The sequence below is a fragment of the Bradyrhizobium sp. WYCCWR15520 genome (assembly GCF_056174665.1).
Genome location: NZ_JBWBWM010000028.1, coordinates 81,844 through 93,634, shown reverse-complemented (window position 1 = coordinate 93,634; position 11,791 = coordinate 81,844). Strand labels below are relative to the sequence as shown.

The window sequence follows — 11,791 nt, the reverse complement described above, 5'->3', positions numbered from 1 at the left end:
GTCAGCAGGCAGAAATTGCAACTCGCATTGTGAGCTTACCGCAGCGATACAGGCTGTATCGAAATTTGCTGTTGAATTTCAACCGTCGCAGGTTGTGCCGCAGGCAAGCAAAAAGCCCCGGATCGCTCCGGGGCTTGCTGGTGCTTTGGCGTTCACGTCAGGACGGCGCCTACACCGGGACGTCCTGCCTGAAATCAGTAGCGGTAGTGATCCGACTTGAACGGGCCTTCCGGTTTGACGCCGATATAGTCGGCCTGGTCTTTGCGCAGCTCGGTCAGCTTGACGCCGATCTTGGCGAGGTGCAGCCGGGCGACCTTCTCGTCCAGCGTCTTCGGCAGCACGTAGACCTTCTTCTCGTACTTGCCGTCCTTGTTGTTGGCCCAGAGTTCGATCTGCGCCAGCGTCTGGTTGGTGAACGACGCCGACATCACGAAGGACGGATGGCCCATGGCGTTGCCGAGATTCACCAGGCGGCCTTCCGAGAGCAGAATGATGCGGTGCTTGTCGGGGAATTCGATCTCGTCGACCTGCGGCTTGATGTTGGTCCACTTCAGGTTACGCAAGCCGGCGATCTGGATCTCGTTGTCGAAGTGGCCAATGTTGCAGACGATGGCGCGATCCTTCATCGCGCGCATGTGGTCGATGGTGATGATGTCCTTGTTGCCGGTCGCGGTGACGAAGATGTCGGCGCGGGGCGCGGCGTCTTCCATGGTGACGACTTCATAGCCTTCCATCGCCGCCTGCAGCGCGCAGATCGGATCGACTTCGGAGACCATGACGCGGCAGCCGGCCTGGCGCAGCGAGGCAGCCGAGCCCTTGCCGACGTCGCCGAAGCCCGCGACCATCGCGGTCTTGCCGGACATCATGACGTCGGTACCGCGACGGATGCCGTCGACCAGCGACTCGCGACAGCCATAGAGGTTGTCGAATTTCGATTTGGTGACGCTGTCGTTGACGTTGATCGCGGGGAACAGCAGCGTGCCCTTGTTCGCCATGTCGTAGAGGCGGTGCACACCCGTCGTGGTCTCTTCCGAGACGCCCTTGATGTTCTTGGCGATCTCCGCGAAGTAGCCCTTCGGCTTCTCCTTCAGCAGGCGCTTGACCAGCGCATAGAAGATTTCCTCTTCCTCGGACGTCGGCTTGTCGAGGAATGCCGTGTCGCCCTGCTCGGCGCGGTATCCGGCATGCACCAGCATGGTGGCGTCGCCGCCGTCATCGAGGATCATGTTGGGCGTGCCGCCGCCGTGCCAGTCGAACAGCTTGGCGGTGTAGTCCCAGTATTCGGCGAGCGTCTCGCCCTTCACCGCAAACACCGGAATGCCGGCGGCGGCAATCGCAGCGGCCGCATGGTCCTGCGTCGAATAGATGTTGCACGACACCCAGCGGATGTCGGCGCCGAGGGCTGCCAGCGTTTCGATCAAGACCGCAGTCTGGATCGTCATATGCAGGGAGCCGGCGATGCGGGCACCCTTCAGCGGCTGCTTCGGACCGTATTCCTCGCGCGTCGCCATCAGGCCCGGCATTTCGGTCTCGGCCAGCGAGATTTCCTTGCGGCCGAAATCGGCGAGCGAAATGTCCTTGACGATGTAGTCGGTGAAGGCGGGCTTGGTGGGGGCGTTCATGAGAGCGTCCTGTTGTTGAACTCGTCATTCCGGGTCGCCCAAAAGAGGCGAAGCTGGAATCTCGAAATGATGGATAAGGATTCCGGGTTCGCTCGCGGTCGCGAGCGCCCCGGAATGACGCAAAAGTCAGACCGCGCGCTTGAGCGGTTCGACGAGATCGGTCTTCTCCCAGGAGAAGCCGCCTTCATTGTCGGGCGTGCGGCCGAAATGGCCGTAGGCCGAGGTACGCGCGTAGATCGGCCGGTTGAGATCGAGATGGGTGCGGATGCCGCGCGGCGTCAGATCCATCGCCTTCGCAGCAGCCTTCTCAAGCACGTCCTCCGGCACCTTTCCGGTGCCGTGGGTGTCGATATAGATCGACAGCGGCCGCGCCACGCCGATCGCGTAAGCAAGCTGCAGCGTGCAGCGGTCGGCGAGGCCGGCCGCGACGATGTTCTTGGCGACGTAGCGCGCGGCATAGGCGGCCGAACGATCGACCTTGGTCGGATCCTTGCCGGAGAACGCACCGCCGCCATGCGGCGCCGCGCCGCCATAGGTGTCGACGATGATCTTGCGGCCGGTGAGGCCGGAATCACCGTCGGGACCGCCGATGTAGAACTTGCCGGTCGGATTGATGTGCCAGATGGTCTTGCCGTTGATCCATTCCTTGGGCAGCGCTTCGCGGACATAGGGCTCGACGATGTCACGAACCTGATTGGAGGAGAGGTCCTCGACCAGATGCTGGTGCGAGACAACGATCTCGCGCACGCCGACAGGCTTGCCGTTTTCGTACTGCACGGTGACCTGGCTCTTGGAGTCCGGGCCGAGCACCTTCTCGCGGCCGGAATGACGCGCTTCGGAAATCAGCCGCAGGATCTTGTGGGCATAGAAGATCGGCGCCGGCATCAGATCGGGCGTCTCGTTGGTAGCGTAGCCGAACATGATGCCCTGGTCGCCCGCGCCCTCTTCCTGGTTGCTGGGCTGCTTCGCATCGACGCCCTGCGCAATGTCGGCCGACTGCGGATGCAACAGGATCTCGATGTCGGCTTTCTCCCAGTGGAAGCCTTCCTGCTCGTAGCCAATGTCCTTGATCGCCCCGCGCACCACGCTTTCGATCTGGTCGTTGGTGACCGACGCCGGGCCGCGGGTTTCACCGGCGATCACCACCTTGTTGGTCGTGGCGAGCGTCTCGCAGGCCGCGCGGATCTGCCACGGATCGATGCCCGCCTTCGGCCCTTCCCGGTAGAACAGATCGACGATCTCATCCGAAATACGGTCGCAGACCTTGTCGGGATGCCCCTCCGAGACCGACTCGCTGGTGAACAGGTAAGACGCGCGCATCAAGCAAACCCCTCTTTTCGCCGTACTCCGACGGTTGTTCGTGAATGTGTTCCTGAAGTGTCAGTCGCGACGACGCGAGATGACATAGGATTCGTCGTAAAACCAAAGCCCATTATGCTTGCGCAGAACCTCTCGCGTGGCATCGAGGGTTCGGCTGTTTTCAGTCATTTCCGTCAACCGGTCGTCTTCAATTTGGGCGACATACACCGCCGCATTCCACGCTGCAAAGGCCGTCGAGGTTCCGATCGAGCCGGTTACCTCGTTGGGCAGCGCTTCCATATCATAACGGAAGATGGAACGGTTATCGGCGTAGGCATTAAAGTTAAGGTCGCGCCCGGCCGATCCCAGCTCGTATTTCACCGCGCGCAATAGCTCATGACGGCTCACGGCGAAAGGATTTTCTCCCGGCCACACCGACTGGATGATTTCCAGGCCCGGATCGTGGCCGTGGGAGTGAATTCCGATCAAACGGCCCCCTGCCCGAAGCGAGCGGGCCAGCGGCGCAATGATCCGCTTGGCGCGGAAATTCACAGAGGATTTGGCCCGGTACGGCTGGGACGCGATCACGAGGTCGAAATTGGCCTCGGTCCGGCCCGCCCGGGGGATGATCGAATCAAGCAGGAACCGGTGGTCCTCCCGGTACACGACCAGCGCTACCGGCCGTTCATAGATCGGCATGCCCGATTTGGGGCTGATATTGGCCCGCCAGTTGTGCTCCAGAAACGGCCCCAGTTCGGCGATCTGAGTCTCGAATTCCCCCGAAGAGGCCCCCCGCAGGGCGACCTCGTGCCAGAGCATACCCGCTGCGGCCGTGGGCGAAGCCGGCGTCAGCCAGGGCGCCTCGGCGTAATGCATGTTGGTCAGGACCACGACCGTCGCCGGGTGCTCGAACAGCCGGTCGGGCACCTTGTCGAGCGTCAGGCGGACATCCTCCAGGCTGAGCTCCTTGCCGGCGATATAGAACGGCATATGGGGAAAGCGGCCGTGCATCGAGCGCATCACTCGCGCCAGCACGGTGCCGTCGCCAATGCCGGCGTCAAATACCCGAAGCGCCGGCGGCCGCGGGTGCAGGCTGGAGAGCTCCAGCGCCACCCGCTCGGCAATCACCCGCTTTTCGCTGCAGGTATGGACGAACAGCAGGTATTTCTGCCGGTTTTCAAAGAAGCGGAAATTGCCTCTGGGATCGCGCTTCTCCGGCGGCACGTCGAGTCCGCGCGGTGGGGGCAGCGCGCCGGTGGACGCCGCGATATAGGCCTGGATGCGATCCAGCGTGTCGATGGTGATGCGTTTGCCTTCGCGCAGCCGATGCACCAGCTTGCCATCATTGACCACCCGCCGGCCGAACGTCGTCTCCGCCATGTCGGACTGACGGCAGAACTCGGTGATCTGGCTGAGGATCTGGTCGTTTTTCATCGGGCCAGGGAGCTGAAGCATTGGGAAGCGCCGGTGGGCAGCGTTAGGTGATACATATGTCCTACCACCATCTGCCCAACGCGTCTATGCTCCGAAAACCGGAGCAGTGTCATTGGAACCCGCCGCACTTGCCAATATACAAGACGATGAAATGACACTTTGGGGCGAGAATGCTTAGGCGATATTGCGCCGCCGCCTTGCTGCTGTTTGCAGCACAGGCCCCGGCAATTGCGGGTTATCAGGACGAAAATCCCGACCAGGTCTTTTCCACGGTTTACGAGCGACTTGGCGCACTGCCGGTCAAGGCCGCGCGCGATCCCAACGTCTGGCTTCGGCTCGAAGAGCTCAAGCGCGAGCCATGCGACCAGAAAAGCATCGGCGATCTCGCGCTGGCGCTGGACAACGCCGGCTACCGGCGAGAGGCGGCCAACGGGCTCTACAAATTCGTCATGAATTGCGGCGCGCCGGTCACGGCCCTGCACCGATCGATCGACATCTATCTGCGGCTGACCGACTATCCGAAAGCGGTCGAAGTCGCCGACGAATTCATCCGTCGCGCGCCGTCCAATCGCGAGGCGCACTATCTGCGCGGCATAGCCCTCGAAGGTGCGGGCGACCACCAGCGGGCGCTGGTCGACTTCGCCAATGCGATCGAACTGTTCGGCTCGGACAAGAAGGGAATCTCCAGCCGCGTGTTCATGCACATGGCGGCCGCCTGGAAGTGCAGCAGATGCTGACACGCGTGCGCGCCGAAGTCGTTGCCGCGACCAAGGGCAAGCAGGTGCCGTGGTCGAACTCGTCGCTATTGGGCGAGGTCTATCTGGCGGAGAAGTGAGGGTGTGACTTCACGCCGTCATCCCGGGGCGATGCGCAGCATCGAACCCGGGATCTCGAGATTCCGGGTTCGTCGCTTCGCGACGCCCCGGAATGACAGCCTGAGTTACTTTCCCCACACCTCGTTCGCCACTTCCACCGCGAGGCTCAGCTTCGCCCACTGCTCCTCCTCGGACAGGATGTTGCCCTCTTCGGTGGAAGCAAAGCCGCATTGCGGCGAGACCGCGAGTTGCTCAAGCGGCGCGAACTTGGCGGCCTCGTCGAGGCGGCGCTTGATGTCGTCCTTCTTCTCCAGCTCGCCGAACTTCGACGTAATGACGCCGACCACCACGACCTTGTTGCCCTTCGGCAAGTACCGCAGCGGCTCAAATCCGCCGGCGCGATCGGAATCATATTCGAGGAAATAGCCGTCGTAGTTGGTGTCGGCGAGCATGGTCTCGGCCACCGGCTCGTAGCCGCCGGACGAAATCCAGGTCGAGCGGAAATTGCCGCGGCAGACATGGGTGGTCACCACCATGTCGGCCGGCCGATCCGCCAGCGCGTAGTTGATGACGCGCGCGTAAATTTCCTGCAGGCCGTCGGGATTGTCGCCGCGATCGCGCGCCTTCTGCAACTCGTCCTGCGAGCAGAGATAGGCCCACACGGTGTCGTCGAACTGCAAATAGCGGCAGCCGGCGTCGTAGAACGCCTTCACCGCCTTGCGGTAGGTCTTGCCGAGATCGAGGAAGAATTCCTCGAGGTCAGGGTAGACCTCCTTCGAGATCGACTTGCGGCCACCGCGGAAATGCAGCACGGCAGGTGACGGGATCGTCATCTTCGGCGTGACGTGGGCTGTATCGGCATGCTTCTTCAGGAAGCGGAAGTGATCCAGCATCGGATGGTTGTCGGGAAAATCGAGCTTGCCGATGACGCGGACGGCGTCATGGCGGGTCTCGACGCCTGCGAACTGAATACCGGTTTCGGGATGGAAGAGCTCGCAGCCGGTGAGCTTGGCGAGAAAATCGAAATGCCACCAGGAGCGGCGGAATTCGCCGTCGGTCGCGAGCTTCAGGCCGATCGAGGCCTGCCGGTGTACGACCTTCTCGATCTCGAGGTCTTCGGCCTTGCGTAGATCCTCGGCCGTGATCTCGCCCTTCTCCAGCTTGGCGCGCGCTTCCTTGATGCGCGGCGGCCGCAACAGACTGCCGACCTCGTCGGCGCGGAACGGGGGCTTGGTTCTCTGCATGGTCTCAACTCCCATCAATCTTGTGCGCGGCAATCTAGTGCGCGGCGGCGCCGGCAACGCCGAGATAGCGTTCGAGCACCGCGGGATCGGCCTTCAACGCGTGGCTTGCCGCATCATGCACGATTGCGCCACGTTCCAATATCACAACCCGATCGGCCAGCCCCAGAATCTTTTGCGCGTTCTGCTCGACGATGATCGAGCAGATGCCGCCAGCACGGGTGATGGTGCCGAGCGCCTTTAACAATTCCTCAACGATGATCGGCGCCAGCCCCTCGGTCGGCTCGTCCAGCAACAGCACTTTTGGATTGAGGGTCAGCGCGCGGCCGATCGCCAGCATCTGCTGCTCGCCTCCGGATAGCTGGTTGCCGAAATTGCTGCGGCGTTCCTTCAGCCGCGGAAACATCTCGTAGACCTTTTCGACAGTCCACGGACCGGGCTGGGCCACCGCGGTCATGTTTTCCTCGACCGTCAGCGAACGGAAGATGTTGCGCTCCTGCGGCACCCAGCCGATCCCGGCCCGCGCCCGCTGGTCCGGGCGCATCGCCGTGATGTCCAGCCCGCCGAGCGCAATCGCGCCGCCGAAACGGCGGGTGATGCCGACGATCGAATTGATCAGCGTGGTCTTGCCGGTGCCGTTGCGTCCCAAGAGTGCCAATACCTGGCCTTCGCCGAGCGTCAGCGACATCGAAGGCAGCACCACCGCTTCGCCGTAGCCGGCGCGCAAGGCATCGATGGCGAGAAGATCAGACATCGGCAGCCTCGCCGAGATAGACCGCCTTCACTTGCGGATCCCGCGCCACCTCGTCCGGCGGACCCTCCACCAGCATGGCGCCGTTGACCAGCACCGAGATGCGGTCGGCGAACGAGAATACGAGGTCCATGTCATGCTCGATCAGCAGCACCGTGACGTCACGTGGCAGCGCCGCAACGGCGGCCAGAATGTCATGGCGCTCGCTCTCGGGCACGCCGGCGGCAGGCTCGTCGAGCAGCAACACGCGGGGCCTGGTCGCGATCGCGACCGCGATCTCGAGCAGGCGCTGCTTGCCGTAAGGCAGTGTCGACGTGGGCTCGTTCATCACGTCGAGCAGATGAAAGCGCCCGAGCGTTTCGGCGACCTCCCGGTTGACGTCGTTGCGCGTGCCCATCCGCCGCCACCAGTCGCCGCCGCGGCCGAGCCGTTCGGAGACAGCGAGTCCGATCGTTTCGAGCGGGGTCAGGTCGGCATAGAGCTGGTTGATCTGGAAGGTGCGCGACAGCCCGCGCAGCACCCGCTTGTGAACCGCAAGGTTGGTGATGTCATTGCCCTCGAGCAGGATTTGTCCGGCATTGGGCTTGAGCACGCCGGTCAGCAGGTTGATGACGGTGGTCTTGCCGGCGCCGTTCGGCCCGATCAGGGCATGGCGGGCGCCCTGCTCCACTTTCAACGACAGATCACGGGTGACCCGCAGGCCGCCGAAGGATTTTTCCAGCCCTCTGGTTTCCAGCACGATGGTCATGGCGCATCGCTTTCGGGAACGGCGACGACGGCCTTGCGTCCGAACACCTGACGAATGACGAGATTCGGCCCCCAAAGCACCCAGCGATGGATGCGCTCGCGGCCGATCAGCACCATCACCACCAGCACGAGCCCGATCCAGAACAGCCAGTATTGTGGCGTGATGGTCTGAAACAGTTCCTGCAGCATCTTGAAGACAACAGCACCGATCAGCCCGCCGTAGAGATATCCGGTACCGCCGATCACGAGCACCAGCATCAGATCGGCCGAGCGCTCAAAGGCGAACACATCGAGCGAGGCCAGCGCCGTGGTCTGTGTGAACAACGCCCCGGCGATGCCGGCGTAGAACGCCGCGACCGTATAGATCGCGATCAGGCGGCGGTTGACAGGCACGCCGATCGCGGACGCCCGCAACGGATTGTTCTTGATGGCGCGCAGCGACAGGCCGAACGGCGAATTCACGATCCGCCGCGCCAGCAGAAACAGCAGGAACAGCACGATCAGCGAATAGAAGAAGCCGGTCTTTCCGAACATATCGAACGCAAACATGCCGAGGATCGGCTGCATCTCGATGCCCTGCAGCCCGTCGGTGCCGCCGGTGATGTTGGAAAAGCGTTCCGCCAGCGCCTCAAGCAGCAGCGCGATGCCGAGCGTCACCATCAGCCGGGTCAGATCGACGCCGCGGATGACGAGAAAGCTGGTGAGGAAGCCAAGCACCATGGCGACCAGCCCTGCCACCACCAGCGCGATGACAGGCTCGTTGATGATCCCGTGCAGCGCCAACAGCCCGGCGGAATAGGCGCCAACGCCGAAGAAGGCCGCATGCCCCAGCGAAACGATGCCCGCGTAACCGAGGATCAGATCGAGCGACAGCGTGAACAGCGCCAGTCTCAAGATGTCGGTCATGATCAGATAGCGCGATGGGAACAGGAACGCGCAGGACAGCGCCAGGACCCAGAATACGATCTCGGCCGGCCGCCAGCGGGCACGGGCGATGGCATGGGAAGAGACGTCGGAAACTGCGGTCATCGCGGGCTCATCGCGCGGCGGCGCGGCCGAACAGACCGTTCGGGCGCCAGATCAGGATCACGATCATGATGGTGTAGATGACGAACGGCCCCATCTTCGGCACGTAATATTTACCGGCGACGTCGCCGATGCCGAGCAACAGCGAAGCGAGAAATGGCCCGGTGATGCTGGAGGATCCGCCGACGGTGACTACGATCAAAAAGTAGATCATGAACTTCAGCGGGAAATACGGATCGAGCCCGAGAATCTCGGCGCTCAGCGCGCCGCCCAGCCCTGCAAGACCGCAGCCGAAGGCAAAGGTGAAGGCGAAGACCTGCGGAACGTTGATGCCAAGGCCGCTTGCCGCGCGGGGATCGTCGACCGCCGCGCGCAGGCGGCTGCCAAAGCGGGTTTTCGCCAGGATCAATTGCAGGGCAACCGTGAGCAGGCCGCAGATCACGATGATCATCAGCCGGTAGCGGCCGATGCCGACACCGAAAAAGTCGAACTGCCCTTCGAGCGCCGCCGGCAGCTTGATGAAGATCCGCGACGATCCCATGATGTAGTCGACCGCCGCGACCGACATGAAGGTCAGCCCGATCGTGAACAGCACCTGGTCGAGATGGCTGCGGGTGTAGAGATGGCGGTAAAGTGTGCGCTCCAGCGCCACGCCGATCGCCGCGGCCGAAACAAACGCCAGCGGCAGCGCCGAAAAGAACGGCCAGCCCTGGTTGTTGACCAGCACCGCGCAGATATAGCCGCCCGCCATGGCGAAGGCGCCATGGGCGAGATTCACAAAGTTCATCAGGCCGAGCGTCACCGCCAGCCCGCAGGCCAGCACGAACAGCAGCATGCCGTAGGCGACACCGTCGAACAGGATGGTGAACAGCGTGGTCATGTAAAAAGCTTGGCCAAGGTCTGAAGCGAAACTGAAACTATGGCGTCATGGCCGGGCTTGTCCCGGCCATCCACGTCTTCCTTGCGACTTGCCGCGGAAGAAAGTCGTGGATGCCCGGGACAAGCCCGGGCATGACGTGGAGGGTGCAGTGCATGCGCCCCGGAATGACGGCTTCGCCATCACTTCTTCGTCTTGCCGGAATCCTTCACCGCCTCGAAGGTCGCGAACTCGACGTTGTAGAGTTCGCCGTCGACCTTCTCGACCTTGCGGATGTAGATGTTCTGGACGATGTCGCGGGTTTCCGGATCGATCGAGATCGGGCCGCGCGGGCTTTCCCACTTTGCGCCCTTCATCGCCTCGATCAGCGCATCGCCGTCGGTCTTGCCGCCGGTCTTCTTCAGCGCCTCGTAGATCAGGCGGATGCCGTCATAGCCGCCGACCGCCATGAAGCCCGGACGCTGGCCGAAGGCCTTCTTGTAGGCGGCGACGAATTCCTTATTGGCAGCCGAGGGATGCGCCGCGGAGTAAAGATGCGCGGTTACCGTGCCGAGTGCCGCGTCGCCCATGCCGTTGAGCAGGTCGTCGTCCATCACGTCGCCGGGGCCGATCACCTTGATGCCCGACTTGTCGAGCCCGCGCTCGGCATATTGCTTCATGAAGTTGCCGCCCTGTCCTGCCGGCACGAAGACGAATACGGCGTCGGGCTTGGAGTCCTTCATGCGCTGCAGAAACGGAGCGAAATCAGGGTTTTGCAGCGGCACCTTCACTTCTTCCACGATCTCGCCGCCCCCGGCGGTGAAATTCTGCTTGAAGAAGTTCAAGGCATCGTTGCCCGGCGCATAGTCGGAGGTCAGCGTCGCGACCTTCTTGATGCCGTTCTTCGCGGCCCAGTCGCCGATGATGGTGGACGACTGCGCCAGCGTGAACGAGGTGCGGACGATATAGGGCGAACGCTCGGTGATGATCGAGGTGCCCGCCGCCATCACGATTTCCGGGATCTTGGCCTGCGTTGCCAGCGGCGCCGCCGCGAGTGCCGCCGGCGTCACGCCGAAGCCAGCAATGAAATTGACTTTGTCGTTGACGATCAATTCCTGCGCCAGGCGCTTGGTGTTGTCGGGAACTGCCGCGTCGTCCTTGAGGATGACCTCGATCTTCTTGCCGGCGACGGTATCGCCGTTCTGCTGCATGTAGAGCTTGACCGCGTTGTCGATCTGTTTGCCGGTCGACGCTTGGCCGCCGGTCATCGGCAGAATCAGGCCGATCTTGACGGTCTCCTGTGCCTGCGCCGGCGCAAGCGCCAGCATCGCGGCGACCGAGCCTGCGGCCAGCAATAGTTGACTGCGAATAGACATGAGCATCCCTCCCCCTGATCGGCCTTGTGTCCTCGAACCGAGTCCCCGGCCCTTGATCTCACCATAACCCAGATTTTTCCGCCGGGTAGCGCGGCAACATGGCGTCCCCGGGCATCATGTTGTCAATCGGACGATGGGCGTGCCCGCGACGACGCGCGTCGCTTGCGCCCATCTATTGGGTATCTAAATACTATCGAACATCAGGGTCCGTGGGGAAGCGCCACCCATTTGTACGATTGTATAAATGAAATGGTGCTGTCAACAAATATGCGCGGCGGCAAAGTTCCTTGGATGGAGCGCCCTAAATCCATCACCCTTAACCGCCAAAGGCGTAATCTACTGCCGATGCCGACCAGCGCGCGCCATATTGCCACGATCGCAGCCGTTGCCCTCACGGGCTGCGGCCTGAGCGGCTGCGGGACCATCAACGAGAAACTCGCCGCCGGAGTCAGCGACGCCATTCCGGCCGCGATCGGCGGACTGCCGGCGGATGCGCCGCCGCGCCCGGGCACCGCAAAGTACGACGAGTACATGCGCGAGCGCGAGCGGAAGCGCCTGTTGCCGGCCTCCGAACGCGACAAGGAAGAAAAGTCGGCGCCGGCCGCGCAGGATGCGGCGCGCTAG

General features: G+C 62.7%; 11 protein-coding genes and 1 pseudogene. 3 read left to right on the top strand and 9 right to left on the bottom strand.

Going from position 1 to position 11,791, the window contains the following annotated elements:
* Positions 1 to 194: 194 nt before the first annotated feature.
* From ahcY to AC0QUY_RS29005, 3 genes are all read right to left on the bottom strand, one after another.
* Positions 195 to 1,622 carry an adenosylhomocysteinase gene (gene ahcY / locus AC0QUY_RS29015; protein ID WP_161855861.1) on the bottom strand — a complete coding sequence of 476 codons (1,428 nt, stop codon included), beginning with the start codon at positions 1,620 to 1,622 and terminating at the stop codon, positions 195 to 197.
* 126 nt (positions 1,623 to 1,748) lie between these two features.
* Positions 1,749 to 2,942, bottom strand: coding sequence for a methionine adenosyltransferase (gene metK, locus AC0QUY_RS29010; RefSeq protein ID WP_475389670.1), 1,194 nt, complete (start codon positions 2,940 to 2,942; stop codon positions 1,749 to 1,751).
* Between the two features lie 60 nt (positions 2,943 to 3,002).
* Positions 3,003 to 4,355: a hypothetical protein gene (locus AC0QUY_RS29005; protein WP_475389668.1), complete on the bottom strand. Its 1,353-nt coding sequence runs from the start codon at positions 4,353 to 4,355 to the stop codon at positions 3,003 to 3,005.
* Between the two features lie 170 nt (positions 4,356 to 4,525).
* Here AC0QUY_RS29005 and AC0QUY_RS29000 point away from each other — a divergent pair, with 170 nt between their 5' ends.
* Both AC0QUY_RS29000 and AC0QUY_RS28995 read left to right on the top strand, forming a co-directional pair.
* Positions 4,526 to 5,092, top strand: a complete 567-nt coding sequence (locus AC0QUY_RS29000; protein WP_475389666.1) for a tetratricopeptide repeat protein — start codon at positions 4,526 to 4,528, stop codon at positions 5,090 to 5,092.
* Positions 5,071 to 5,190, top strand: a pseudogene (locus AC0QUY_RS28995) (caspase family protein); the annotation flags it as partial. The gene AC0QUY_RS29000 and the pseudogene AC0QUY_RS28995, both read left to right, overlap by 22 nt.
* Before the next feature lie 105 nt (positions 5,191 to 5,295).
* Here AC0QUY_RS28995 and AC0QUY_RS28990 read toward each other — a convergent pair.
* The 6 genes from AC0QUY_RS28990 to AC0QUY_RS28965 form a co-directional block, all read right to left on the bottom strand.
* Positions 5,296 to 6,414, bottom strand: a complete 1,119-nt coding sequence (locus tag AC0QUY_RS28990; protein WP_475389665.1) for a cobalamin-independent methionine synthase II family protein — start codon at positions 6,412 to 6,414, stop codon at positions 5,296 to 5,298.
* Between the two features lie 34 nt (positions 6,415 to 6,448).
* Positions 6,449 to 7,165 carry an ABC transporter ATP-binding protein gene (locus AC0QUY_RS28985; RefSeq protein WP_161855864.1) on the bottom strand — a complete coding sequence of 239 codons (717 nt, stop codon included), beginning with the start codon at positions 7,163 to 7,165 and terminating at the stop codon, positions 6,449 to 6,451.
* On the bottom strand, positions 7,158 to 7,910 hold the full coding sequence (locus tag AC0QUY_RS28980) for an ABC transporter ATP-binding protein (protein WP_161855865.1): 753 nt from the start codon (positions 7,908 to 7,910) through the stop codon (positions 7,158 to 7,160). The genes AC0QUY_RS28985 and AC0QUY_RS28980 overlap by 8 nt, the downstream gene beginning before the upstream one ends.
* A complete protein-coding gene (locus AC0QUY_RS28975; protein ID WP_161855866.1) occupies positions 7,907 to 8,938 on the bottom strand; it encodes a branched-chain amino acid ABC transporter permease in 1,032 nt (343 codons plus the stop codon). The genes AC0QUY_RS28980 and AC0QUY_RS28975 overlap by 4 nt, the downstream gene beginning before the upstream one ends.
* Positions 8,939 to 8,945: 7 nt before the next feature.
* On the bottom strand, positions 8,946 to 9,815 hold the full coding sequence (locus AC0QUY_RS28970) for a branched-chain amino acid ABC transporter permease (protein WP_057835590.1): 870 nt from the start codon (positions 9,813 to 9,815) through the stop codon (positions 8,946 to 8,948).
* A gap of 179 nt (positions 9,816 to 9,994) precedes the next feature.
* Complete coding sequence (locus AC0QUY_RS28965) at positions 9,995 to 11,167, bottom strand: ABC transporter substrate-binding protein (RefSeq protein ID WP_161855867.1); 1,173 nt, start codon at positions 11,165 to 11,167, stop codon at positions 9,995 to 9,997.
* Positions 11,168 to 11,512: 345 nt separating this feature from the next.
* Here AC0QUY_RS28965 and AC0QUY_RS28960 point away from each other — a divergent pair, with 345 nt between their 5' ends.
* On the top strand, positions 11,513 to 11,791 hold the full coding sequence (locus AC0QUY_RS28960) for a hypothetical protein (protein ID WP_475389663.1): 279 nt from the start codon (positions 11,513 to 11,515) through the stop codon (positions 11,789 to 11,791).